Below are 26268 nucleotides of genomic sequence, written 5' to 3' on the forward strand. Positions count from 1 at the left end.
TTTCAATATGATAAAGAATATAGAAAATATAAGAAAAAAAATAGATATAATCGATAATAAAATATTGGATTTAATAGAAAAAAGATTGAAAAAAGTTCATAAATTATCAATATTAAAAAATAAGTTAAATATACCATCATATATAAAAGAAAGAGAAAAAGATGTTATTTATAATAAAATAATTGAAAATAAAAGAATTAATATTTCTAATGATTTAATAAAAGATATATTAAAAAGAATAATGTATGAATCTTATTCAATAGAAAATAAATATATAAAAATAAAAAAATACAAACTATATAAAATATTATTTATAGGTAAAAATAAAAATTTATTTAAAAATTTATTTTTAAAATCAAATTATAAAATTTATGAATTAGATATTAATTTTGACAAAAAAGATGAAAAATATATTAAATTAACAAATGTAATTTTTATACAAGTTCCAATATCAGAATTTAAGATCACTTTAAATAAAATAGTACATTTAATAAAAAAAAAGTGTATTATAATAGATTTATCTTATAATAAACATTTATCTGTAAAAATTATTTCTAATTATAAGATGCCGTTTTTATCAATATGTATAACAAAAGAATATGATTCAAATTATATTACTAAAAATTCAATAATAATTTGTTATTTAAATGATAAAGAAAAATTTATATGGTTCTTTAATCAACTTAAATTATGGGGTATAAATTTAATAGAATTAGATTATACTATTTATAATGAATATATTATAAAAAATGAATCATTAAAATATTTTATATTTATAACATATATATATTTAATAAAAAATAAAAATATAGATTTAGAAAAAATTTTTAAATATTCATCTCCGTTAAATAAAATATTTATGTGTTTTATATTATTTTTTATAAAAAATAATGAATTATATTTAGAAAATATAATAAACTTTCATAATATAGAAAAATATATAAAAGAATATATTTATTATATGAATAGATTGCTTAATGATATAAAAAACAAAAAATATTTAAATATTAAATTATGTATAAATAATATATTAAAAATAGAAAAAAGCAATATACTTATCTTAGAAAAATATAATAATTTATTATTAAGATCTTTAAATATATACTAAAAACATGAATAATACAAATTCAAATATTATAAATAATATAAACATTATTTATGAAGATGAATATTTGTTTATAATTAATAAACCTTGTAATTTAATAGTTAATTTAAATAATAAATATATAAATTTAATAAATATTATAAACAATAATATAAAAGATCTTAGTAATATAGAAAACAATGGATTAGTACATAGATTAGATAAAAATACAACTGGATTAATAATTATAGCTAAAAATAATTTATGTTATTTTAAACTTAAAAAACTTTTTTATAAAAAAAAAATATACAAAGAGTATATAGGAGTTGTTACAGGAGAAATGTTATCTGGAGGATCTATATATAAAAGTATTTCTAGAGATAAAAAAAGAAATAAAATGTGTATAAATGAAGAATATGGAAAAAAATCAATAACTTATTATAAAGTAATTAAAAAATTATATCTTCATACTTTAATAAAAATAAATATAATTACAGGAAGAACACATCAAATAAGAGTTCATATGTCTAATATTGGTTATACTCTTGTTGGAGATAAAAAATACATAAATAACAATTCTAATTACAAAAAATCTTTTGATTTTTTAAAGAAAAAAAAATTTTTATTTGAAAGACAAGCGTTACATTCATATAAAATAAAATTTATACATCCAATAACTAAAAAAAATATAAAATGCATTTCTAAATGTCCTGATGATATAAATAAATTAATTAAATTTATAGAAATTTATAGTTGAAAATAGCATTAATTTATATTATGATATATATAACAATATATAACTTATTCAAAATTATTACTTATAAATTAATATGTTCAAAAATTATACTAATTTAATTTTAATAGGTCATACAGGATCAGGAAAAACAACAATAGCAAATAAATTATCTAAAATATTAAATATAAATTTTTTTGATTCAGATAATGAAATAGAAAATATATTAAGTTTAAATATAAATAATATATTTAAATTATACGGTGAACAATTTTTTAGAGAAAAAGAAAATGAATTTCTTATTTATATAAAAAATAAATCTAAATTCATATTATCAACAGGAGCAGGTATATTAACAAAAAAAAATATAAAAATTATTAATAAAATAGGAATTATAATTTATATAAAATTAGATATTAAAGAATGTATAAAAAGAATTATAAATGCTAAAAATAGACCATTATTAAATAATTATATAAAAAATAAAAATTATATTGATAAAATTTTTAAAAATAGAGAATCTTTATATAAAGATATATCTAATATAATAATTGATGCAAATAATAAAAATATAAATAAAATCTTAAAAGATATTTTATTTATTTTAAATAAAAATTTACTATATAAAAATGAAAAAAATAAAAATATTTTCAAATAGAATAAAAAAATATGAAATATTAATAGATTTTGACTTATTAAATAAAATAAATATTTTTTCTAAAATAGAAAATAATCATAAAATAATGTTTATTACAAATGATTTTTTATTTAAAAAATATTTTAGATATATAATAAAAAAAAATATAAATAATTTATATTATAAATATTATATAATTCCAGATGGAGAATTTAGTAAATCAATAAATATATTAAATAATATAATAACTGCATTATTAAATTTTAATTATAATAAAAAAACATATTTAATAGCAATAGGAGGAGGAGTTATAGGAGATTTAACTGGATTTGTATCTTCTATATATTTAAGAGGAATAAAATATGTACAAATACCAACTACATTATTATCACAAGTTGATTCTTCAATAGGAGGTAAAACTGCTATAAATCATGCTTTAGGAAAAAATATGATTGGAACATTTTATAATCCAGAATTTGTATTTACAGATACTAAATTTTTATACAGTTTGCCAAATAAAGAATTATTATCTGGTATAGCTGAAATTATTAAATATTCTCTAATATTAGATTATAATTTTTTTATTTGGATAGAAAAAAATATATTTAAAATATTAAAATTAGATAAAAAAACAATTTTATATTGTATAAAAAAATGCTGCACATTAAAATCTTTATTAATAAATAAAGATGAAAAAGATTTAAATATAAGAAATATATTAAATTTTGGACATACATTTGGTCATGCTATAGAAGCTTTTATGGGTTATGGAAATTGGACTCACGGAGAGTCTATATCTGCAGGTATGATAATTGCTTCTAAATTATCATTTAAGTTGAATAAAATAACATATTTAGAATTAAATAGAATAAAAAATTTAATATTAATGTTTAAATTACCAATTAAGGGACCAAGTAATATGAAGTTTAATGATTATATAAATTATATGAACAGAGATAAAAAAAATTCTATAAATTCTAACAATAAAATAAATATAAATTTAATTTTATTAGAAAAAATAGGAAAAGCTAAAATAGTAAATGATATAAATATAAATGATATTAAATATGCCATAAAAAATCATTAAATTCTATTTAAATAATTCATTGCAAAATTAGGATTATTATTTATAAAATAAAATATTGAAATAATACATTTATTTATAGAATTATCTATTAATTTTTTTTCTAAATTTGTTGGTTTTAACAATACAAAATTATTTAAAAAATTTTTAAGTTTAGGTTTTCCTATCCCTATTCTTATTCTATAAAACATTTTAGAATTTAAATTATAAATAATATCTTTTATTCCATTATGGCCTCCATCACTAATATTAAATTGCATTTTAGAAATACCTGGTAAAAAATATATATCATCATGTATAACAATTAAATTATTATTTTTTATGTTATATTTTTCTAATAATTTTTTTATATTATACCCGCAATTATTAATATAAGAATTTGGAATATAAATAATATTATCTATATTATTTATATTATATATACAATAAAATCCATTTATATCTTTGTTAAATATTAATTTTAAATTTATTTTTTTTAATAATTTATTAATAAAATATATTCCTATACTATGTCTAGTATTTGTATATTTATTTAAATTACCTATCCCTATTATAGCATTCATTTTTTTTTAATTAATATTCCATTTTTTAATTGTTATATCTAACATAATATCATTTTGTATAATTTTTATTTTTTTAGGCAATACTGGATTAAAATTATCATTATATTCATAAAAAATTTTATAATTTTTTTTGTTACAATCGTCAATATAATTCATTTCTCTTATATATCCATTTTTATTTAAAAAAAATAAAGTATATTTTCCAGGAAGCCCTATTATCCAATTTTTTATATTACTTATTGGTATATTAGTTTTAGACATTTGCTCAAATAAACTTTGAGGATTACTATTTTTTACAGGATCAGAACCTATATTTTTATAATATGAATCACTTGAATTATTTACAAATTCCATTAATTTTAATCCAAAAAATGTAGATAATTCAAATTTGAAATAATCTTTATCAAAATTATCTAAATAAAAATTTAATAACATTCTTTTTATTCCATTTTTATAAACTAAAGCACCACTAATTTGGAATGTTTTTATATTTGATATATTTTTTTTATGATTATTCCACTTAATTTTGTTTTTATTTAAATTTAAATTTTCATTATTTATATAACTTATATTTTCTACATAATTTTTATTTAAAAAATAATTATTTTTAAATGATAATTTATTATGAAAAATATAAATTAATTTTATAAATATTTTTAAAAAAAAATTATTATACATAATTATTAAATATTAATTGATTTTATAAATATAAAAATTTAAAATTATTTATTTTATTAAAATAAATTAAATAAATTTATATTAAAATTATATATATTATATACTAATAATTATTAAATTAAAAAAAAATATAAAATTTATTGGATACTTTTAAAATATGAATAATGATATTATAGAATCAATAAAAAAAATTAATATATTAAAATTAGAAATTGAAGAAAATATATATATTTTAAAAAAAAACAAAAATAATAAAAATAGATTAGAAATTTTAAAAAATAAATTAAATTGTTATAACAATTTAATAGAAAATAATTTAAAATTAATTAAAATTAATAATGAAATATATAAAGTAAGTAATATAAATGACAAAGAAATAGAAATACTTATAAAAGAAGAAATAAATTTATTAAATAGTGAAAAAAATAATATATTATTTAATATTGAATCTATAAAAAAAAGTTTAAAAAAAATAAATTATAATAATAAAGGTTGTTTAATAGAAATAAAATTAGGAACTGGAGGAAATGAATCTTCATTATTTATAGAAAATTTATATAAAATGTATATTAAATATTTTTATAAAAAAAATTGGAATTTTTTTTTAATAAATAAAATTTTAAATAACAAAGGAGGATATAAAGAAATAGTAATTAAAGTATTAAATGAAATATCTTATGAAAAATTAAAATTTGAATCTGGAGGACACAGAGTTCAAAGAATTCCTGAAACAGAATCTAAAAATAGAATACATACATCAACATGTATAGTTGCTGTTACACCTATAATAGAAGAAAATTATCTTAAAAAAGATATTAATTTATCAGATTTAAAAATAGATACATTTAAATCTTCAGGTTCTGGTGGTCAACATGTGAATACTACTGATTCTGCAATAAGAGTTACTCATATTCCAACAGGAATAGTTGTAGAATGTCAAGATGAAAGATCACAACATAGAAATAAATCAAAAGCTATATCAATTTTAAAATCTAAAATAAATTTTATAGAAGAAAAAAAAATAAAGGAAAAAAATAATATAATAAAAAAAAAATTATTAGGAACAGGGCATAGAATAGATAGAATAAGAACTTATAATTTTGTAAAAAATAGAATTACAGATCATAGATTTAATATAACTATATATAATAAATTATTTTATATTTTAAATGGAGAATTAGATATATTATTAAATATATTAGAAAAAAAATAATTAATTTACTATCTATATTATTTTAAATAATATATTATTATATTATACATATAATAATACTATAATTTATTTACATTATTGATGTAAATTATAAGTATATAATAAGAATATTAATATTATAATTATAAATAAAAAAAATTTATTAAATTTAAATTTAAATTTTATTGGCCATAATAAACATATTCCATGTTTAGTTAACATATCTGCTAACATATGATTTATACAGCCTAAAATTATTCCATAATGTATTGATTTATTTAAATAAAAATTATTTTTATATAAAATATATTTAGATAAAAAATATATTATAATTAAAAATAATATACTATGAGTAATTTTTCTATGTCCAAAAAATTTATTTATAAATGTTGAAATAAATTTTAATTTGTTTCCTATTGAAGAAATTGGATGATCTATATCTGGAAAAAAAGAAAATATTATCGAAGTTATTAATAATATATTCCATTCTATTATAGAAAATTTTAATATTTTAAAATTTTTTAATACAAAAATAGAAATTGTATTAAATATTATATGATCTTTGATATTCATAATATTTACTTTTTATTTTTTTTTTAAATTTAAAATTTAATTTAAATATTTATATAATAAAATTTATATTTTATAATAAAAAATTATGAACATAAATAATTCTTGCTCAATATATTTATATTTATTAAAATATTCTATTAATAAAATGCTAGTTCATTCATATATAGTTAATTTTGGGATAATAAAAAATTATTTTTTTTGTGATTTTATATATAAAAAAAATATAAAAACAAAAAATATATATGATATAGAAAAAAATATATTAAATTTAAATACGCTAAATAAAAAAATATTAAAATTTAATATTGATAATATAAATTTATTAAAATATTTTAAAAATAATAAAAATATATATAGTTATAATAATCTTAAAAAATATACAAAATCAAATATTATATATTTTATATACAAAATAGATAATTTTATAGATATATCTTTAAGAGAGTTTAATTTTAATATAAATATTAATAATTTAAATATAGAAAAAAAAATATATCAAACATGGTATAAAAATAAAATAATATATAGAATATGCGGTAATGAAAAAAATACTTTAGATATAATAAAAAATAATAATAATATAAAAAAAAATAAATTTAATAAATTGTACTATATATTTAAAGAATCTCCTGGTATGATATTTTGGAATAATAATGGTGTAATAATATTTAATGAATTAGAAAAATATATAACAGAAAAATTATTTTTATATGATAATTATTTTAAAGTAAAAACTCCTATAATATTAAATAGCTCTTTATGGAACAAAACAAAACATTCTATTTTTTATTCAAAAAATATATATAATTTAGTTATAAATAATATTAATTATTATATAAAACCGATGAATTGTCCTTGTCATATAAAATTTTTTTTAAAAGAAGTAAAATCATATAAAGATTTACCTTATAGAATATTAGAGTTTGGAAATTGTCATAGAAATGAATCTTCAGGATCATTACATAATTTAATGAGAACTAGAAGTTTTTTTCAAGATGATACTCATATATTTTGTTCAGAAAAAGATTTAGAAAATGAGATAATTAAATCTATAAATATAATATTTGAAGTGTATAATATATTTAATTTTAAAAATATTGATATATTTTTATCAACAAGACCTAATATTAAGATAGGAAATGAAGATATATGGAATAATTCTGAAAATATTATTAAAAATATCTTAAATAAAAAAAAAATTATTTTTAATATAAATTGTGGCAATGGAGCATTTTATGGTCCTAAAATAGAGTTTGTATTAAAAGATTTATATAATAGATCGTGGCAATGTGGAACTATACAATTAGATTTTTTTACTTCAAAAAATTTAGATGCTTCTTATATAGATAATAATAATAATAAAAAGTTTCCTATTATTATACATAGAGCTATATTAGGTTCCATAGAAAGATTTATAGGAATAATATCTAATCATTATTTAAATAAATATCCATTATGGTTATCTCCTATTCAAATTATAATTTTATCTATTACAGAAAAACAAATAGATTATGTTAAAAAAATTTTTAAAAAAATATTATTTTTAAAAATTAGAGTAAAAATAGATATTAGAAACAAAACTTTAAATTATAAAATAAGAGAACATAAATTAAATAATATTCCATATATTATAATTTGTGGAGAAAAAGAAAAAAAAAATAAAAAAATTACTATTAAAAGTATAAATAATATAAATTATTATTTAATATCTTTAAATAAATTTTTAAAAAAAATAATAAAAGAAATTAATTTAAAAAAACATAACGAAATTTTTAATGGTTAATAATAAAGATAAAATAATAGATAATAGATATCTTATAAATTATGATATTAATTTTGAAAAGATAAGATTAATAGATATAAATGGAAAACAATTGGGTATCTTTTATACAAAAGATGCTATAAAAAAGTATAAAAAAGAAGATCTTGATTTAGTTTTAATAAATAAAAACATAAATCCTCCTATATGTAAAATAATAAATTATAATAAATATATATATAATAAAAATAAATTTTTAAAAAATTTAAAAAAAAAACAAAGTTTTATTCAAATTAAAGAAATACAAATGAAACTTAATATAGATAATAATGATTATCTAATTAAATTAAAAAAAATTAGAAATTTTTTAAATAAAAAAAATAGAGTTAAAATAATTATAAAATTTAGTGGTAGAGAGATAGTACATAACAGTATAGGTTTTTCATTATTTAAAAAAATTTATGAAGAATTAGATGATATTTGCAAAATACATTTTATTTCTAATAAAATAGAAGATAAACAAATAATTATGATTTTATCTAGCAAAAATTAAAATAAATATTTTATGAATAAAAATAATAAAATAAAAACTTTAAAAAGTATTAAAAAAAGATTTATTATAAATAATAATAATAAACAAATAAAATATAAACATTCTAATACAAAACATCTTTTAAGAAAAAAAAATTCTAAAAAAAAAAGAAACTTAAGAAAGTTGTTTTATTTATTGAATAAAAAAAATAAAAAAAGAATATTAAAATCAATATAATTTAAAAAATTAATAATTTTAAAAAAAAATGACTAGAGTTAACCATAGTGTTCAATCAAGAAATAAACATAAAAAAATATTAAAACAAGCAAAAGGATATTATAGTGCAAGATCTAAAAATTTTAAATCTGCAAAACAGTCTGTTATAAAATCTTGTCAATATTCATATATACATAGAAAAGTTAAAAAAAGAGATTTTAGAAAAACATGGATTATAAAAATAAATGCTGAATTAAAAAAAAATAATTTATCATATAATAATTTTATTTTTTTATTAAAAAATAAAAAAATAAATATTAATAAAAAAATATTATCTTATATTGCAGAATTTAAACAAAATGATTTTAAAAAAATTATAAATTATATAATAAAATAAAATGTATAAAGAAATAAAAATAAAATTAAATGATATACTAAATGATATTAAAAAGTATAATATTAAAAATTTTTATAATATAAATGATTTAAATATATTTAAATCTAAATTAATTGGTAAAAAAAGTTATATATATAATATAATAAAAAATTTTTCAAATATAAATGAAATAAATAAAAAAGATATAGGAAAACTAATTAATATAATAAAAAATAAAGTAAACATTATTTATAAAAATAATATAAAAAATATTTACTTATTAAAAAAAAAAAATAATAAAAAATTTTTAGATATTACAATTCCTACGTATTTAAATAATGTTGGTAGTTTAAATTTAATATCTATAATAATAAACAAACTTAAGAATAAATTTTTAAATTTAGGTTTTAATATAATTAATGGGAAAGAAATTGAAGATTCAAAACATAATTTTGATTTATTAAATATACATTTAGAACATCCATCTAGAAATTATAATGATACTTTTTGGATAAACGATAATTATTTATTAAGAACACAAATTTCTAGTATACAAACTAGAATTAATAATAGAAATATTCCAATAAAAATAATATCGTATGGAAAAGTTTATAGAAAAGACAAAGGGAAAAAACATTCTTTTATGTTTCATCAAATGGATGGTATATATATTGATAAAAATATAAGTATATCTAATTTAAAATTTATACTAGTAAATATAGTAAAATTTATATTAAATGATAATGATATAAAAATAAAATTTAGAATTTCTTATTTTCCATTTACAGAACCTTCAATAGAAATGGATATATTTTTTAATGATAGATGGATAGAGATATTAGGAGCTGGAATGATACATAACAAAATATTAAAATATTTAAATTTAAATAATAATTTATATTCTGGTTTTGCTTTTGGAATTGGTATAGAAAGATTAATCATGATAAAATATAGGATTAAAAATATTAAATTACTTTATGAAAATAATATAAATGTATTAAACAATTTTAAACATAAAATATAATAATAATGAGATTTAGTCTAAATTTAATAAAAAATAATTTTATTACAGAAACTAAAGTAAACTTAATTAAATTAATAAATAATTTAAAAAAAATAGGAATAGAAATAAATTCTAAAAATAAAATATTTAATAATAAAATTAATATTTTTATAGGAAAAATAATTTTTAAAAAAAAAAATAAAAATAATATTTTTTTGTTAAAAATAAAATCAAAATATATAAAATTAATTGATATATATACAAATATTAGTATATTTAAAAAAGGTCAAATAATTCTATTAATAAAAGAAATTAGTAATATAAATAAAGAAAATAAATATTATATAAGTAATAATGTATTTTTTAAATTAAATATAAAAAAAATTAAAATAGGAACTAATATTAATAAATTTATAAATATAAATAAAGATACAATATTAGATATTTCAATACCATTTAATAGACCTGATTGTACAAATATTTTAGGTTTACTAAGAGAAATAAATAAAACAAAATTTTTAAATAAATATAAAAATAATAATATTAAAAATATTTGTAATAATGATATATATAAAATTGATTTAGATATAAAATGTAATAATTTTATATATTATTATAATTATATAATTAAAGATTTAAATATAAATAATAGCACTTCTATAATAATAAAAAATATTTTAAATATACATAATATTAATATAAAAAATAATATAGAAGATATAGTAAAGTATGTATTTTTGCAAACTGGTTATTATGTTCATATTATAGATTATGAATTTATAAAAAATAATAAAATAATAATAGAATGCATAAAAAATGAAAAAAATGAATGTGGAATATTAAATATTAAAAATAATAATTTTTCATTTATTCCAAATATAGAAAATAATATTTTTATAAATAAAAATACAAAAGAAATATTTATAGGATGTATAATATTTATTCCAAATAATATAAATGATTATTTATATAATAAATATTTAAAAAATAATTATTATAAATTATTAAATAATACTGATCCCTTTTTTGTTGATATTTTAATGAATAATTTATCAAAATTAATTATAAATACATATGGAGGAATATGTAAAAATAAAATAAAAATATTTAACAATAAAATTAAAAATAAAATTATAAATATTAATTTTGATAAAATAAGAAAAATTATAGGATTGCCTATAAGAAATTGTACTATAATTAATATTTTAAAAAAAATATATTGTAAATATAAAATAATAAAAAACAATTTAACAATTAATATACCATATTATAGATCAGATTTAAATTATGAAGAAGATATAATAGAAGAAGTATTAAAAAATTATAATATAAATAATATCCCATGTAAAAAAATATTATCTAATTTAAATATTAATAATTATGATGCAAATGAATATTTAAATAAAATTAAAAATTTTCTAGTATTTAATGGATATAATGAAGTTATAAACTTTAGTATATCAAATAGTAAATTACAAAAAATATTTTATAAAAAAAATAAATTTGTATATATAAAAAATCCTTTATCAAATAAACTTAATACAATGAGAATATCATTATTAACAGGATTGTTAAATAATGTTATATATAATATAAATAGAAAAATATATAAAATAAAAATATTTGAAATAGGTAATTGTTTTGAAAATAATAATAAATTTATAGAAACAGAATTTTTATCTACATTAAATTTAATAAATAATGATTTTATAAAAAATGATATATCTTATGATAATATATTTAATAAAATCAAATCAGAAATAGAAGATATTTTATTATTATTTATTAATAATAACGATTTTTTTTTTAAAAAAAAAAATGTATATTTTTTAAATAAAAATAACAGCATATATATATATAATAAAAAAAAAATATTAGGAATTTTAGGAATATTAAATAATAAATTAATAAAAAATAAAAATATAAATAATTATTCAATAATATATTCTGAAATAAATTTAAGTTATTTAAAAAATATAAAAAAAAATATTAAAAATAATAATGTTAATAATAATATATCGAAATTTAATTTAATTGATAGAGATATATCAATAGAAATTAATTTAAATATTAATATAGATAATATAATAGCTAGCTTATATTCATATAATTCAAATATTTATAAAATTGAAATTAAAGAATTTTATATTAAAAATAATAATAAATGTCTTTTATTAAGAATTTATATTAAATATATTAAACATATAAAAAATAGTTATATAAATAAGTTTATTATCTCTTGTTTAGAATATTTAAAAAAGAAATTTAACATTTATTATAAATAAATATTATTAAAAATTTAATAAATTTTTTTATGTATTGTGTAAAAAAAATAAGATCATATTTTCCTATTTTTAAAAAAAAAAATAGATTATATTTAGATAATGCTGCTAGCACATATAAACCAATAAGCGTTATTAATAAAGAATATAATTTTTATAAATATGAATATTTATCATATAATAAAAGTTTATATAGTAATTCATTAAATAATAAAGTAGAGTATACTAGAAAAATAATTTCCAAATTTATAAATTCTAATTATAATGAAATAATATTCACTAAAGGAGCTACAGAAAGTATAAATTTAGTTTCAAACTCATTATTATATAATAATGAGTTTTTAAAAAAAGGTGATAATATAATAATTTCAAATATAGAACATCATTCTAATTTTGTTACATGGAAATTTTTATTAAAAAAAAAAAATATAGAAATTAAAATTTTACCTATTAATAAAAAAAATGGTTATTTTAAAAAAAATTTTTTAAAAAAAATTATAAATAATAAAACTAAATTTATTTCAATAACTCATGTTTCAAATGTTTTAGGAGTATTAAATGATATAGAAGAAATAATTTGTATTATTAAAAATATAAACAAAAATATATTAGTTTTAGTAGATGGATCTCAAGCTATATCACATATAAAAGTTGATGTTAAAAAAATAAATTGTGATTTTTATGTTTTTTCTGGTCATAAAATGTATGGACCACTGGGTATAGGAATTTTATATGGAAAAAAAAAAATTTTAGATAAAATGAAACCTTGGCAATTAGGAGGGTCAATAATTAAAAATATATATAATAATAAAATTATTTTTGTTGATTCACCTTGGAAATTTGAAACTGGAACAATGAATTCAGCATCTGTAATAGGCATTAATGAATCTATAAAATTTATTAATAAAATAGGAATAAATAATATTTATAATTGGGAAAATAAAATATTAGAATATTCTATAAATAAATTAAAAAAAATTAAAGATATTATTATTTATTGTGATAATATTTATAATAAATTAAGTATAATATCATTTAATATAAAAAATATAAATTGTAATGATATAGGGTTTTTATTAAAAAATTCTAATATATATATTAGAACAGGACATCAATGTTCAATACCAATAATGAATTTATATAAAATATCAGGAGTATGTAGAATATCATATGCTATGTACACAAATTTTGATGATATAGATTTTTTTATAGAAAATCTAAAATTTATTAAAAAAAAATTTTTTTAAAAATGTTAAATAATAATTTTATTTTAATAAAATCTATTAATAATTCTAATACAAATATTAATAATATATTATATGATTTTAATAAAATTAATAATCTAATAGATAAATATAAATATATTATAAAATTAGAGAAAAATTTACTAAAAGATAATAGTATTAGAAATAAAAATACTATTATAAATTCATGTGATAGTAATATATGGTTTTATTGTTTATATAATAATAAAAGAATAATAATGTTTTCTGATAGTGAATCTTTAATTATGAAAGGATTAATTTCAATTATCCATATATATTTTAATAATAAAAATATTGATTTTTTTTTAAATAAAAAAAATATTCATTATATAATAGAAAATATTTTTATAAAAAAATTAAAAATTAAAAATTACAAATTTATAAATATATATCAATTTATGAAATATAAAATTTTAAAAATAATAAAATAATAAAAAAAATAAATTTATTATAACTCTAATATTTTATTATTTTTTTTATATAATAAGATATTATTTATTATTTTATAAATTTTTTTTATTTTATAAAATATTTAAAAAATAAAATATTATTTTATAATAATATTTAAAACAATAATAAAATAATAAAATAATAAAAAAATGTCAATTTTAAGTATATTAATTTATCCCGATGAAAATTTAAGAAAAAAAGCAGAATTAGTTTCTGATAAAGAAAATTTAAATGAAATAAATATTTTTGTAAAAAATATGTTTGATACAATGTATTATTATAATGGAATAGGCTTATCGGCTACTCAAGTCAATATACATAAACAAATAATAACTATAGATATAGATAATAATAAAATAGTTTTAATTAATCCTATAATAAAAAATAAAAAAGGTTATGTTAGTTTTTGTGAAGGATGTTTATCTATACCTAATTTTTTTTTAAATATAATAAGATATAAAAATATAGAAATTGAATATTTAGATATAGATTTAAAAAAAAAAAAGTTAAAAGCAAGTAACATATTGTCTTCATGTATACAACATGAAATAGATCATTTATATGGAATTTTAATAATAGATCATTTAAAAAAAAATAAATAAAAAAATGTTTTTAAAAAAAAATAATTTAAAAATAATTTTTATGGGTTCTTGTTATTTTTCTTTGAATCAATTATTTATTTTAAATAAAAAATATATTATATCTTTAATTATTTTTAAAGAAAAAATTAATTTTTATAAAATAAAAGAATTTGCTATAAAAAATAAAATATTTTTTTTAAAAATAAAAAATTTTTCCAATGAAATTATTAATATAATAAAAAACATTAATCCAGATATAATTATAGTTTCATCTTTTGGTTTATTATTAAATAATACTATATTAAATATTCCAAAGTACGGATGTATAAATATTCATCCATCATTATTACCAAGTTTAAAAGGACCTGCTCCAATATATTGGGCTATAATTAAAAATTATAAATACACAGGAATATCTATTATAAAAATGAATGATATATTTGATAATGGAAATATAATATTTCAAATTAAATATAAAATAAAAAAACATTTTGATTATAAATATCTATCAAATAAATTATCTAATATGTCTGGTATTGTATTAAATAATATATTAGAAAAAATAGAATATTATATTAATTTAAAAGTAAAAAATAATTATATAGAAAGTTATGCTAGAAAAATTACAAAAAGTGATGCATTATTAAATTTTAATAATAATTCATTTTTAGAATATAAAAAAATAAAATCTTTTAATATATGGCCAATATGTTATTTTATTTTTAATGATAAAAAAATTAAAATAATAGATTCAAAATATAGATTTAGTAAAATTAAATTTAATAAAAAAATAGGAAATATATTTTTTTTTAAAAAAAAAGTATTTATAATATTAAAATATGGGTTATTAGAAATAATTAAAATAAAAATACAAAATAAAAAAAATATATTATATATGAGAAACGATATATTTACTTTTTTTAATAATTTAAAAAAGAAAACTATTTTTTAATATTTATTATTATATAAACCATATTAGCATTATCTCCATTTCTGAATTTATAATATTTTATAATTTTTGTATATCCTCCATTAATATTAGAAAAATATTTTCCAAATACATTAATTGTTTTTTTTGTATTTTCCATATTTCTTATTTTTGAAAATATTATTCTTTTATTATGTAGACAATTTTTTTTTGATATGTTTATTATTTTTTCTATAACTCTTCTTAGCTCTTTTGCTTTTTGTAAAGTTGTTTTTATTTTTTCATATTTTATTAAAGAATTACACATATTCCTTAACATTAATTTATAATGACTTCTAGTTCTATTTAAATGTCTACCTATTATTTTATGATTCATAAAAATTCTAAAAATTTTTTTATTTTTTTAAATTTAATAAATTTTTATCATTTATATTCATTCCTAATTTTAATTCATATAATGATAATATATTTTTAATTTCTAGTAAAGATTTTTTACCTAAATTTGGTATTTTTAATAATTCAAATTCTGTTTTTGAAACTAGATCATATACATAGTTTATAGATTCTAATTTTAAACAATTATATGATCTTACAGTTAAATCTAAATTATCTATAGATTTAAATAATATTGGATTTACATTATTTTTTTCTAAATTATTATTATTTTTTATTATTATTTTTTCATTATTATTATTATTAATATTATTATTATAATTATTAAAATTAAAAATATTTAATTTATTTATTAATAATTTAGAAGCATACTCTATAGCATATTTTGAATCTATAGTTCCATTCGTAATTATATGAATTATTAATTTATCTAAATCTAAATTTTCTTTGAATTTAGTTGTTTCTATTTTATAAGATACATTTTCTATTGGATTATATATAGCATCTATAAATATTTTATGAGACATTATATTCTTTTCATTATAATTAATATATTTATTATTGATTTCTGATGATGATATATATCCAATTCCTTTTTGTATTTTCATTTTTATATTTATAGAAACATCATTTTTTGTTATATTACATATAACATGATCTTTATTATATATAAAAAATTCTTTATCTGAAGTTATATCACTAGATTTTACAGGACCAATTTCATTTTTATATATATTTAATATACCTATATCATCATTAATTAATTTTATTGATATTTCTTTTATATTTAATATTATATTAATAATATCTTCCTTTATACCATATTTATTAGAATATTCATGAAATATATTATCTATTTCAATTTCAGTTATAGCATATCCTGGTATTGATGATAATAATATTCTTCTCATAGAATTTCCTATTGTATGTCCAAATCCTTTTTCTAATGGGCTTAATGTTATAATTGATTCTTTTTTGCTTATATTTTCTACATTTATATTAGTATCTAAATTTTTCATAAATTTTATAAATTAATTTTATTAAAAATTTATCTAGAGTAAAATTCTATTATTAAATTTTCATTTATTTCTTTTAAAAATTCCTTTCTATCTGGTATATATAAAAAAAAACCATATAATTCATTCTCATTTATATTAACCCATGGAATATTCTCTCTATTTTTCATTAAATTTATAGAAAATTTTATTTTTACATTGTTTATCATTTTTTCAGATAATTCTATTTTAGAATTAGGTAATAAATTATAAGAAGGTATATTTATTATTTTACCATTTACTTTTATTAATTTATGATTTATTAATTGTCTTGATTCTAATCTAGTAGACCCAAATCCCATTCTATATACAATATTATCTAATCTTGATTCTAACATTTGTAATAATACTACACCAGTATTTCTTTTTTTCTTTATAGATTTTTTATAATAATTATAAAATTGTTTTTCTAATATACAATATATTCTTTTTAATTTTTGTTTTTCTCTTAATTGTATAGAATAATTAGAAATTCTTGATTTTCTTAGATGAATTTGTCCAGGAGTTTGATTTATTTTACATTTATTTTCTATATTTTTTATTCCAGATTTTAAATATAAATCAGTTTTTTCTCTTCTAATTAGTTTTAATTTAGGACCGATATATTTAGACATATTTTTTTATATTTTTTTTTAAATTTTAAAAAATTTTTTTTATTTTAATTTAAAATTAAACTCTTCTTTTTTTAGGAGGTTTACATCCATTATGAGGTATTGGAGTTACATCCATTATACTATTTATTTGAAATCCAGAATTATATATTGCTCTTATAACAGATTCTCTTCCAGGACCAGGACCAGATACTTTAACATAAACAAATTCTAATCCATAATTTTCTTTAACATATTTAGAACATTTTTCAGCAGCTATTTGAGCAGCAAACGGAGTTGATTTTCTATGACCTTTAAACCCAGAACTGCCAGAAGTTGCCCACCCTAATGTATTTCCATATAAATCAGTTATATTAATTATAGTATTATTAAAAGAAGAATGTATATTTACTATACCTTCATTAATTTGTTTTCTTTTTTTTTTTATTTTTTTCAAAAATTTTATTTTTTTCATAATTTAAAAAAATTTATTTTCTTTTTTAGAAAATTTTATATTTTTTCCTAGTTTTAGCATTTGTTTTTGTTCTTTGCCCTCTAGTAGGCAATCCTCTTTTATGTCTTATACCTCTATATGATCCTATATTAATTAATCTTTTTATATTGGATAATATATTTTTTTTTAAGTCTCCTTCTATATTTATATAAGATATTTCTTTTCTTATTTCATCTATTAATTTTGAATCAATATCACATATTTTAGTACTATATTTTATATTTAATTTATTACATATTTTTCTAGATGTAGAAATTCCTATTCCAAAAATATAAGTTAATGCTATTAATATTTGTTTATTATCAGGAATATTAACTCCATATATTCTAATCAATTTTAAAACCAATTTTTGTTCAAAAAAAAATAAAAAAATTTTTTTTATTTTTGTCTTTGTTTATGTTTTTGATTTTTATTACATATAACTCTAATTATACTATTTCTTTTAATTATTTTGCAATTATTACAAATTTTTTTAATAGAAACTCTTACTTTCATATAAATATTTTTTTTAAAAAATTAATAATCTAAATTTAATTTCTTTAATATTAAAGAATATTTATTTGAAATTAAATTATTTTGTAATTGATTTATAATTTCTATAGAAATAACAACAACTATTAATAAAGATGAACCACTCACATTAATTAAATTTATTTTATTTAACATTTCAGTAATAATATATATAAAAAATATATATAAAAAACTTATAAAAATTAAATTATTAATTATTTTACTTAAATATATTTCAGTATTAATTCCAGGACGTATTCCTGGTATTAATATTCCTGATTTTTTTAGATTGTTGGACGTATTACTAATATTAAATGATATAAAAGAATATGCATAATTAAATATAAATATTAAAATAGCATAAATTATAATATATGATAATGTTCCTGATTTTAAAAATAATAATATTAAATTAAATATATTAAATTTTGTATATATATATATGTTATATATCAACATTCTAAAAAATGTAATTAATGTAGAAGAAAATGATATTGGCATTATACCTGATATATTAATTTTAATTGGTAAATATGAAGGAGAAAATATATTAGTAAAATTTTTATTAAAAATATATTGTTTTGGGTAGTTTATAATTATTTTTCTTTGACTACATTCTATAAAAGTAATTGCATATATTAAAATATATAAAATTATTAGTATTAATATTAATAATATTATTTCAAATTTTATACTATTATTAAATATTTTTTTGATTATTTTTGTTACATAAGTTGGTAAATTATTTATTATTCCAATAAATACCATAATTGAGCCTCCATTTCCTATTCCTATATCAGTTATTTTATTAGATAACCATATTAATATAAAAGTTCCTGATATTAAACTAATCATAGAAAATATAAAAGAAATAATATTAATATCAATTATATTGAATATCCTATTAATACTTAACAAAGTTATAAATGAATTTATAATAGATATTATAAATGTAAATATATATATATATAAATTATATATATTTTTAGAATTAAAATCATTTTTTAATTTTATAAAATATGGAACAGTATTTGACAAAAATTGAATTAAAATAGTAGAAGATATATAAGGCATCATTCCCATAGAAAATATAGAAAATTTAACTAAAGACCCTCCAGAAAATAAATTATATATTTTTAATATAGGATGATCATTAAAATCTATAAATTTATTTACTATAAATGACATTTTAATATTATATATTGGTATAAATGATCCAATTCTAAATAATATTAAAAATAAAATAATTTTTATAAATTTTTTTCCTATATTAAAAGAAAAAAAATTATACATATCTAAATATGTTTTTAAATTTAAATAAAATTTATTATTCAATTTTACCTCCTATAAGTTTTATATTATTAATTACACCATTAGACAATTTTAATCCAATTATTGAAATTGGATTAATAATTTTATCTTTTAATATTATTTTAACTTCTTTTATACTTTTATTTATTAATTTATTTTCTTTTAAAATATCTAAATTTATTATATTAGAATGTATTTTTTTTATATCATTAGTAGTTAATGTTTTTTTATATATATTTTTATTTATATTATTTTTAAATCCATATTTAGGCACTTTTCTATAAAATGGAGTTTGCCCTCCTTCAAAATTTATTCTTATTTTTGAACCTGATCTAGATTTTTGTCCTTTATGACCTCTTCCTCCAGTTTTTCCATAACCAGAACTAATTCCTCTACAAATTCTTTTTTTTTTTTTTTTAGATCCTTTAGAACATTTAATATTATTTAATTTCATATAAATATTTTTTTTATATTTTATTTATTTATTAATAAGTATTTTATATTTTTATTTCTTTTTCTTGATAAATATTGTATAGATTTTATTTTTTTTATTGCTATAATAGTTGCTTTTACTACATTTATTGGATTTGTAGAACCATATATTTTAGTGATAATATTTTTTATACCAGATAATTGAAATATTAATCTTACAGTGTTACCTGCTATTATACCAGTACCTTTTGAAGGTTTTATTAATACTTTAGATTTTATATATTTTCCATAAGATTCATAATATATACTCTTATTAGAATTAATATAAATATCTATTATATTTTTATACGCATTATTTATAGATTTTTGTATTGATATAGGAGCTTCTTTAGATTTTCCATAACCAAATCCAACTTTTCCATTTTGATTACCCACTACAGTTAAAGATGAAAAACTAAATATTCTACCTCCTTTTACTGTTTTTGAAACTCTTTTTATAGATATTAACTTTTCTATAAACTCCATAATTATTATTAAATTTTTTCGTATATATTTTTTATTTTTTAAAATATTAATCCATTATTTCTAGAACTATTTGCTAAAGATTTTATTCTTCCATGAAATTTAAATCTAGATCTATTAAATATAACTTTTTTTATGTTTTTTTCAATTGCTCTTTTTGCTATTATTTCTCCTATTATTTCTGCTGATTTTCTATTCCCTGTATATATTTTTTTATCTATTAAAAGTTTTAATATTTTTTTTTCTGTAGTAGAAGCATAAACTTCTATTTTAGATTTATCCACAGATAATATTTTAGCATAAATATGCCTTGATGTTCTATAAACAGTAAATATATTTGTATTTTTATTTTTTATTTTTTTTTTTATTTTTTTAGATTTTATTTTGTTATGAATAAATTTATTTTTAATTTTCATATTTTATTTAACTTTTTTAGATTCTTTTAAAAATATTTTTTGTCCTAAATATCTTACACCTTTCCCTTTATAAGGATCAGGTTTTTTTAAATTAAATATATCACTAGATACTTGCCCTACAAATTGTTTATCTATTCCATTTATAGATAATTCAATGTTATTTTTACAAATTATATTAATATTATTAGGTATTTTATATAAAATACTATGAGAAAATCCTAAATTAAATATTAAAAAATTATCTTTTAACTCAACTTTATATCCTATTCCATATAATATTAAATTTTTGGTATATCCTATATCTACTCCTATAATTGCATTTTTTATTAAAGATATATATGTATGAATTAATGATTTAATATTTATTCTAAAATAATTATTAATAGGATTTATAATTATTTTTTTATTGTATATATTTATTTCTAAAAATTTATTAAATAATATATTTATTTTACCCAATTTACCACATACAGATATAATATTATCTTTTTTTATATCAATATTTATATTGTCTGGTATTAATAAAATATTTTTTATTTTTTTATTTTTTTTTATATTTTTTATCATTTTATTTTATTTTTTTAATATACATAACATATAGCTTCTCCGCCTATATTAAAAAATCTAGCATCTTTATGAGTCATAATTCCTTTAGAAGTAGAAATAATTATTATTCCATTTTTAATACTTATTTTTTTTATTTTATTAATATTATAATAAACTCTTAAACTTGGTTTACTTATTAATATAATATCATCTATTACAGAATTATTTTTATAATACTTTAAATTTATTTCTATAATATATTTTTTAAATATATTAAATTTGTTTATATATCCTTCTTTACAAAGAATATTTAATATATTTTTATTTATTTTTGAATTAAAACAATATATATTTTTCTTTTTATTAAATTTTGTATTTTTAATTCTAATAAACATATCTGATAATGTACATTGTATATTCATTGTATATTTACCAACTAGATTTTTTTAATCCTGGAATTAATCCTAACATAGCCATTTCTCTTAGTTTTATTCTACTTAATCCAAATCTTCTTAAATATGATCTTGATCTTCCTGTTATATAACATCTATTTCTTATTCTTATTTTACAAGAATTTTTAGGAAGCTTTTGTAATTTTAACATAGATTCCCATCTTTCTTTTTCTTGTATATTTTTATTAGATATTATTTTTTTTAAATACAATCTTTTTTTATAATATTTATTATATAATAATATTCTTTTATTATTTCTAAATATAATTGATTTTTTTGTCATTTTATTTTTTTTTAATTTTCTATTTTTAATGGAAAATTTAATAATTTTAAAAGTTCTAAAGATTCACTAATTTTTTTAGATTTTATTGAAATACAAATATCTAATCCCTTCATATTATTAGATTCATTATAATCAACTTCAGTAAAAACTATCTGTTCTTTTATACCGAAATTATAGTTTCCAAATTTATCAAAAGATTTAATTGATAATCCTTTAAAATCTCTTATTCTTGGAATAGTTATATAAATTAGTCTATCAATAAATAACCACATATTATATTTTCTTAATGTAACTTTACAACCTATAACAAAATTTTCTCTTATTTTAAAATTAGATATTGATTTTTTTGATTTTGTTAGTATAGGTTTTTGACCAGATATTAAAGATATATTTTTTATATATTTATTCAATATATTTTTATCTGAAGCTAAATGTCCTATTCCTATATTTAATGTTATTTTATATATATATGGAACTTCCATTATAGATTTATAATTAAATTTTTCCATCATATTATTAATAACATAATCTTTATATAATTTTAATATACTCATAAAAAAAACTACTTTATTAAAGTAACATTAGATATATGAATTTTAGATTCAATATAAATAATTCCACCAACTCTATTTAAATTAGGTGAAGGTTTAACATGTTTTTTTACTAATTTTACATTTTCTACAAATACAAAATTATTTTTTATTTTTATTATTTTACCAATTTTTCCTTTATCTTTTCCATATATAATTTTTACTACATCATTTAATTTTATTTTATATTTCATAATAAATAAAATGTTAAAGATTAAAATTATAAAACTTCATTTGCTAATGATATTATTTTCATAAAATTTTTATCTCTTAACTCTTTAGTAACAGGACCAAATATTCTTGTTCCAATAGGTTGTAATGTTTTATCATTTAATAATATACAAAAATTATTATCAAATTTTATAAAAGTTCCATCTTTTCTATATATTTTTTTTTTAATTCTTATAATTAAAGCTTTTAAAACTTCTCCTTTTTTTACTTTACTCTTATTATTTAATATTTCTTTAACAGATATTTTTATAATATCACCTATATATGCATATTTTTTTCTAGATCCTCCTAAAACCTTAATACATAATACTTTTTTTGCTCCAGAATTATCAGCAACATATAAAATACTTTGTTCTTGTATCATAATTTTATTTTTTAGCTATTTATTTTTTTATATAGAATCCATGATTTAGTTTTTGATATTGGTCTAAAATATCTTACTAAAATTATATCTCCTATATTAGAAATATTATACTCGTCATGAATTTTAATTTTAATATTAAGTTTTATATTTTTTTTATAAAGATTATGTTTTTTAATTCTTAAATAAGAAGCTATAATAGACTTATTTCCATTTTTTTTTATAACACAGCATTTTAAAAATTTACATATTTTCAAATTATTCATTTTTTCATTTTTTATTATTATTTTTTTTTTTATATGAAATCATCATTTTTATCCTTGCTATATTTTTATTATTTTTTTTTATTAAATGAGTTTTTTTTAAAAGATTATTAGCTAATTTTATCTTTAATTTAATTTTATTATTTAACATCATTAATAATTTGTTATAAACATTTTCATTATATTTCATATAATCTTTTTTTCATAAGTATTATTTTTATTGGTAATTTAAAAGAAGCGTGTTTACAAGACTTATTCGCTAATTTTTCATCAACATTATCTATTTCATATAATATAGATCCAGGTTTTATAAAAGAAACCCAATATTCTAAATTTCCTTTTCCTTTTCCCATTCTAACTTCTAATGGCTTTTTTGTAAAAGGTTTATCTGGAAATATTCTTATCCATATCTTACTTTCTTTTTTTAAAATTTTAGTTATAACTCTTCTTGTAGATTCTATTTGAAAAGAAGTTATTCTTCCACTTTCCATAGAAACTATGGCAAATGAACCAAAATTTATAAACATATTTAAAATTCCTTTTGTCTTACTTTTATGACATTTAGTATATTTTGAATTTTTTGGTTGTAGCATATTTTTTTTTTTTTTAAAAAATCATTCCTTTAAATACCCAAACTTTTATTCCAATTATACCATATGTAGTTTTACATATTGAACAATTATAATCTATATTAGATCTTATTGTGTGTAATGGAATTCTTCCTTCTTTGTACCATTCTGATCTTGCTATATCCGAACCTCCTAACCTTCCACTTATTTTAATTTTTATACCTAAAGCTCCATATTTCATAGATTGTTGTATATATCTTTTAATAACTTTTCTAAATGATTTTTTTTTTTTTATTTGAAAAGATATATTTTCAGAAATTAATTTTGCATCTAATTCGGGATTTTTAACTTCAAAAACTTTAATTAAAGTTTCTATTTTTGATATACCACTAATTTTATTTTTTAACTTTATTAAATCTTCTCCTTTTTTACCTATTATAATTCCTGGTTTAGAAGTATATATATTAATAATAATATTACTAGATAATCTTTCTATTATTATATTTGATATTGGAACTTTATGTAAATAAATATTAATAAAATTTCTTATTAAATAATCATTTCTTAAATTATCTAAAAATTTTTTTTTATCTGAATACCATATAGAATTCCAAAATTTATTTATTCCTAATCTAAATATTATAGGATTAACTTTTTGTCCCATCTTTTTTTTTAATATTTAATTTTATTATTATATGACTAGTTCTTTTTTTTATATAATTAACTCTACCTTTTGCTCTAGGAAAAACTTTTTTTATATAAGGCCCTTTATTAATTAATATTTTTTCTATAAATAAATCATTAATATTTATATTATAATTATTTATTGCATTAAATATAGCAGATTTTAATGCTTTATTTATTAAAAATGAAGATTTTTTGTTAGATAAAGATAATATATGCATATTTTTTTCAGCAGACAATTTTTTATTTATAGAATTGGCAACAATTCTTAATTTTAAATCAGAAGATTTAGCAAATTTGTACTTTGAATATATATTCATATATTTTTTATTTTTTATTTATTTTTTTATTTTTTGTAATATGCCCTTTATATGTTCTAGTAGGTGAAAATTCTCCTAATTTATGACCAACCATTTCTTCAGTTATATACACTGGTATATGCTTTTTACCATTATGAACAGCTATAGTTAGACCTATCATTTTAGGAAAAATAACAGATCTTCTAGACCAAGTTTTAATTATTTTATTATCTTTATTTTTTAATAAATTATCTACCTTTTTTATTAAATGTAAATCAATAAAAGGACCTTTTTTAACAGAACGAGACATA

General features: G+C 14.8%; 40 protein-coding genes. 15 read left to right on the plus strand and 25 right to left on the minus strand.

Going from position 1 to position 26268, the window contains the following annotated elements:
• Positions 1 to 7: 7 nt before the first annotated feature.
• The 4 genes from NAREPO1_RS00660 to aroB all read left to right on the plus strand — a co-directional run bounded on the left by NAREPO1_RS00660 (position 8) and on the right by aroB (position 3541).
• Complete coding sequence (locus NAREPO1_RS00660; RefSeq protein WP_130624088.1) at positions 8 to 1108, plus strand: chorismate mutase; 1101 nt, start codon at positions 8 to 10, stop codon at positions 1106 to 1108.
• A gap of 4 nt (positions 1109 to 1112) precedes the next feature.
• Positions 1113 to 1841: an RluA family pseudouridine synthase gene (locus NAREPO1_RS00665; RefSeq protein WP_130624089.1), complete on the plus strand. Its 729-nt coding sequence runs from the start codon at positions 1113 to 1115 to the stop codon at positions 1839 to 1841.
• Positions 1842 to 1914: 73 nt separating this feature from the next.
• Positions 1915 to 2475, plus strand: a complete 561-nt coding sequence (locus NAREPO1_RS00670; RefSeq protein ID WP_130624090.1) for a shikimate kinase — start codon at positions 1915 to 1917, stop codon at positions 2473 to 2475.
• Positions 2447 to 3541, plus strand: coding sequence for a 3-dehydroquinate synthase (gene aroB / locus NAREPO1_RS00675; RefSeq protein WP_130624091.1), 1095 nt, complete (start codon positions 2447 to 2449; stop codon positions 3539 to 3541). The genes NAREPO1_RS00670 and aroB overlap by 29 nt, the downstream gene beginning before the upstream one ends.
• Here the strand turns inward: aroB and pth are convergent.
• Positions 3538 to 4101: an aminoacyl-tRNA hydrolase gene (pth, locus tag NAREPO1_RS00680; protein ID WP_130624092.1), complete on the minus strand. Its 564-nt coding sequence runs from the start codon at positions 4099 to 4101 to the stop codon at positions 3538 to 3540. The genes aroB and pth overlap by 4 nt on opposite strands.
• A gap of 6 nt (positions 4102 to 4107) precedes the next feature.
• On the minus strand, positions 4108 to 4779 hold the full coding sequence (lolB, locus tag NAREPO1_RS00685) for a lipoprotein insertase outer membrane protein LolB (protein WP_130624093.1): 672 nt from the start codon (positions 4777 to 4779) through the stop codon (positions 4108 to 4110).
• A 157-nt stretch (positions 4780 to 4936) separates the two neighbouring features.
• Between lolB and NAREPO1_RS00690 the strand changes: the two genes are divergently transcribed.
• Complete coding sequence (locus tag NAREPO1_RS00690) at positions 4937 to 5992, plus strand: PCRF domain-containing protein (protein WP_130624094.1); 1056 nt, start codon at positions 4937 to 4939, stop codon at positions 5990 to 5992.
• Between the two features lie 75 nt (positions 5993 to 6067).
• On the opposite strand, the gene NAREPO1_RS00695 is transcribed toward NAREPO1_RS00690, so the two are convergent.
• The gene (locus NAREPO1_RS00695) at positions 6068 to 6544 is read right to left on the minus strand and encodes a metal-dependent hydrolase (RefSeq protein WP_130624095.1); all 477 of its coding nucleotides are present in this window, start codon (positions 6542 to 6544) and stop codon (positions 6068 to 6070) included.
• Positions 6545 to 6629: 85 nt separating this feature from the next.
• Between NAREPO1_RS00695 and thrS the strand changes: the two genes are divergently transcribed.
• The 10 genes from thrS to NAREPO1_RS00745 all read left to right on the plus strand — a co-directional run bounded on the left by thrS (position 6630) and on the right by NAREPO1_RS00745 (position 15960).
• Complete coding sequence (gene thrS / locus NAREPO1_RS00700; RefSeq protein ID WP_130624096.1) at positions 6630 to 8327, plus strand: threonine--tRNA ligase; 1698 nt, start codon at positions 6630 to 6632, stop codon at positions 8325 to 8327.
• On the plus strand, positions 8320 to 8856 hold the full coding sequence (infC, locus tag NAREPO1_RS00705; protein ID WP_130624097.1) for a translation initiation factor IF-3: 537 nt from the start codon (positions 8320 to 8322) through the stop codon (positions 8854 to 8856). Before thrS ends, infC begins: the two co-directional genes overlap by 8 nt.
• A 12-nt stretch (positions 8857 to 8868) precedes the next feature.
• Positions 8869 to 9072: a 50S ribosomal protein L35 gene (locus NAREPO1_RS00710; RefSeq protein WP_130624098.1), complete on the plus strand. Its 204-nt coding sequence runs from the start codon at positions 8869 to 8871 to the stop codon at positions 9070 to 9072.
• Between the two features lie 28 nt (positions 9073 to 9100).
• Positions 9101 to 9448, plus strand: a complete 348-nt coding sequence (gene rplT, locus NAREPO1_RS00715; protein ID WP_130624099.1) for a 50S ribosomal protein L20 — start codon at positions 9101 to 9103, stop codon at positions 9446 to 9448.
• 1 nt (position 9449) lies between these two features.
• Positions 9450 to 10451 (plus strand): phenylalanine--tRNA ligase subunit alpha, encoded by a 1002-nt coding sequence (pheS, locus tag NAREPO1_RS00720; protein ID WP_130624100.1) that lies wholly within the window; start codon positions 9450 to 9452, stop codon positions 10449 to 10451.
• 5 nt (positions 10452 to 10456) lie between these two features.
• A complete protein-coding gene (locus NAREPO1_RS00725) occupies positions 10457 to 12715 on the plus strand; it encodes a phenylalanine--tRNA ligase subunit beta (protein WP_130624101.1) in 2259 nt (752 codons plus the stop codon).
• A 29-nt stretch (positions 12716 to 12744) separates the two neighbouring features.
• Positions 12745 to 13959 (plus strand): aminotransferase class V-fold PLP-dependent enzyme, encoded by a 1215-nt coding sequence (locus NAREPO1_RS00730; RefSeq protein ID WP_130624102.1) that lies wholly within the window; start codon positions 12745 to 12747, stop codon positions 13957 to 13959.
• A 2-nt stretch (positions 13960 to 13961) separates the two neighbouring features.
• The gene (locus NAREPO1_RS00735) at positions 13962 to 14408 is read left to right on the plus strand and encodes a SufE family protein (protein ID WP_130624103.1); all 447 of its coding nucleotides are present in this window, start codon (positions 13962 to 13964) and stop codon (positions 14406 to 14408) included.
• A gap of 168 nt (positions 14409 to 14576) precedes the next feature.
• The gene (def, locus tag NAREPO1_RS00740; protein ID WP_130624104.1) at positions 14577 to 15029 is read left to right on the plus strand and encodes a peptide deformylase; all 453 of its coding nucleotides are present in this window, start codon (positions 14577 to 14579) and stop codon (positions 15027 to 15029) included.
• 4 nt (positions 15030 to 15033) lie between these two features.
• Entirely contained in the window at positions 15034 to 15960 is a 927-nt protein-coding gene (locus tag NAREPO1_RS00745) for a methionyl-tRNA formyltransferase (RefSeq protein WP_130624105.1), read from the plus strand.
• Here the strand turns inward: NAREPO1_RS00745 and rplQ are convergent.
• From rplQ to rpsS, 22 genes are read right to left on the minus strand one after another with little or no spacing between them, the layout of a single operon-like run.
• Positions 15950 to 16312: a 50S ribosomal protein L17 gene (rplQ, locus tag NAREPO1_RS00750; protein ID WP_130624106.1), complete on the minus strand. Its 363-nt coding sequence runs from the start codon at positions 16310 to 16312 to the stop codon at positions 15950 to 15952. The two genes, NAREPO1_RS00745 and rplQ, sit on opposite strands and share 11 nt — an antisense overlap.
• A gap of 19 nt (positions 16313 to 16331) precedes the next feature.
• The gene (locus NAREPO1_RS00755; RefSeq protein WP_130624107.1) at positions 16332 to 17348 is read right to left on the minus strand and encodes a DNA-directed RNA polymerase subunit alpha; all 1017 of its coding nucleotides are present in this window, start codon (positions 17346 to 17348) and stop codon (positions 16332 to 16334) included.
• A 29-nt stretch (positions 17349 to 17377) separates the two neighbouring features.
• On the minus strand, positions 17378 to 17998 hold the full coding sequence (rpsD, locus tag NAREPO1_RS00760; protein WP_130624108.1) for a 30S ribosomal protein S4: 621 nt from the start codon (positions 17996 to 17998) through the stop codon (positions 17378 to 17380).
• Between the two features lie 55 nt (positions 17999 to 18053).
• Positions 18054 to 18449 (minus strand): 30S ribosomal protein S11, encoded by a 396-nt coding sequence (gene rpsK / locus NAREPO1_RS00765; protein ID WP_130624109.1) that lies wholly within the window; start codon positions 18447 to 18449, stop codon positions 18054 to 18056.
• A gap of 25 nt (positions 18450 to 18474) precedes the next feature.
• On the minus strand, positions 18475 to 18822 hold the full coding sequence (gene rpsM, locus NAREPO1_RS00770; protein ID WP_130624192.1) for a 30S ribosomal protein S13: 348 nt from the start codon (positions 18820 to 18822) through the stop codon (positions 18475 to 18477).
• Positions 18823 to 18866: 44 nt separating this feature from the next.
• Entirely contained in the window at positions 18867 to 18983 is a 117-nt protein-coding gene (gene rpmJ / locus NAREPO1_RS00775; RefSeq protein ID WP_130624110.1) for a 50S ribosomal protein L36, read from the minus strand.
• A gap of 21 nt (positions 18984 to 19004) precedes the next feature.
• Positions 19005 to 20291, minus strand: coding sequence for a preprotein translocase subunit SecY (locus tag NAREPO1_RS00780; RefSeq protein ID WP_130624111.1), 1287 nt, complete (start codon positions 20289 to 20291; stop codon positions 19005 to 19007).
• Between the two features lie 34 nt (positions 20292 to 20325).
• On the minus strand, positions 20326 to 20763 hold the full coding sequence (rplO, locus tag NAREPO1_RS00785; RefSeq protein WP_130624112.1) for a 50S ribosomal protein L15: 438 nt from the start codon (positions 20761 to 20763) through the stop codon (positions 20326 to 20328).
• A 20-nt stretch (positions 20764 to 20783) separates the two neighbouring features.
• The gene (gene rpsE / locus NAREPO1_RS00790) at positions 20784 to 21266 is read right to left on the minus strand and encodes a 30S ribosomal protein S5 (RefSeq protein ID WP_130624113.1); all 483 of its coding nucleotides are present in this window, start codon (positions 21264 to 21266) and stop codon (positions 20784 to 20786) included.
• Between the two features lie 38 nt (positions 21267 to 21304).
• A complete protein-coding gene (gene rplR, locus NAREPO1_RS00795) occupies positions 21305 to 21679 on the minus strand; it encodes a 50S ribosomal protein L18 (RefSeq protein ID WP_130624114.1) in 375 nt (124 codons plus the stop codon).
• A gap of 3 nt (positions 21680 to 21682) precedes the next feature.
• Entirely contained in the window at positions 21683 to 22246 is a 564-nt protein-coding gene (locus NAREPO1_RS00800; protein ID WP_130624115.1) for a 50S ribosomal protein L6, read from the minus strand.
• Between the two features lie 14 nt (positions 22247 to 22260).
• Positions 22261 to 22647, minus strand: coding sequence for a 30S ribosomal protein S8 (gene rpsH / locus NAREPO1_RS00805; protein WP_130624116.1), 387 nt, complete (start codon positions 22645 to 22647; stop codon positions 22261 to 22263).
• A gap of 7 nt (positions 22648 to 22654) precedes the next feature.
• Positions 22655 to 22960 (minus strand): 30S ribosomal protein S14, encoded by a 306-nt coding sequence (gene rpsN / locus NAREPO1_RS00810; protein WP_130624117.1) that lies wholly within the window; start codon positions 22958 to 22960, stop codon positions 22655 to 22657.
• An 11-nt stretch (positions 22961 to 22971) separates the two neighbouring features.
• Complete coding sequence (gene rplE, locus NAREPO1_RS00815) at positions 22972 to 23514, minus strand: 50S ribosomal protein L5 (RefSeq protein ID WP_130624118.1); 543 nt, start codon at positions 23512 to 23514, stop codon at positions 22972 to 22974.
• 8 nt (positions 23515 to 23522) lie between these two features.
• Entirely contained in the window at positions 23523 to 23744 is a 222-nt protein-coding gene (gene rplX / locus NAREPO1_RS00820; RefSeq protein ID WP_232616960.1) for a 50S ribosomal protein L24, read from the minus strand.
• A gap of 26 nt (positions 23745 to 23770) precedes the next feature.
• Positions 23771 to 24145, minus strand: coding sequence for a 50S ribosomal protein L14 (rplN, locus tag NAREPO1_RS00825; protein ID WP_130624120.1), 375 nt, complete (start codon positions 24143 to 24145; stop codon positions 23771 to 23773).
• An 11-nt stretch (positions 24146 to 24156) separates the two neighbouring features.
• Complete coding sequence (locus tag NAREPO1_RS00830) at positions 24157 to 24408, minus strand: small ribosomal subunit protein uS17 (RefSeq protein ID WP_130624121.1); 252 nt, start codon at positions 24406 to 24408, stop codon at positions 24157 to 24159.
• 4 nt (positions 24409 to 24412) lie between these two features.
• Entirely contained in the window at positions 24413 to 24595 is a 183-nt protein-coding gene (gene rpmC / locus NAREPO1_RS00835; RefSeq protein WP_130624122.1) for a 50S ribosomal protein L29, read from the minus strand.
• Positions 24585 to 24998: a 50S ribosomal protein L16 gene (gene rplP / locus NAREPO1_RS00840; RefSeq protein ID WP_130624123.1), complete on the minus strand. Its 414-nt coding sequence runs from the start codon at positions 24996 to 24998 to the stop codon at positions 24585 to 24587. Before rplP ends, rpmC begins: the two co-directional genes overlap by 11 nt.
• A gap of 13 nt (positions 24999 to 25011) precedes the next feature.
• Entirely contained in the window at positions 25012 to 25638 is a 627-nt protein-coding gene (gene rpsC, locus NAREPO1_RS00845; RefSeq protein ID WP_130624124.1) for a 30S ribosomal protein S3, read from the minus strand.
• Positions 25622 to 25978, minus strand: a complete 357-nt coding sequence (gene rplV / locus NAREPO1_RS00850) for a 50S ribosomal protein L22 (RefSeq protein WP_130624125.1) — start codon at positions 25976 to 25978, stop codon at positions 25622 to 25624. Before rplV ends, rpsC begins: the two co-directional genes overlap by 17 nt.
• Before the next feature lie 7 nt (positions 25979 to 25985).
• A complete protein-coding gene (rpsS, locus tag NAREPO1_RS00855) occupies positions 25986 to 26267 on the minus strand; it encodes a 30S ribosomal protein S19 (protein ID WP_130624126.1) in 282 nt (93 codons plus the stop codon).
• Between the last annotated feature and the right edge of the window lies 1 nt (position 26268).

Source organism: endosymbiont of Euscepes postfasciatus (assembly GCF_004296535.1).
GTDB lineage: Bacteria > Pseudomonadota > Gammaproteobacteria > Enterobacterales > Enterobacteriaceae > Nardonella.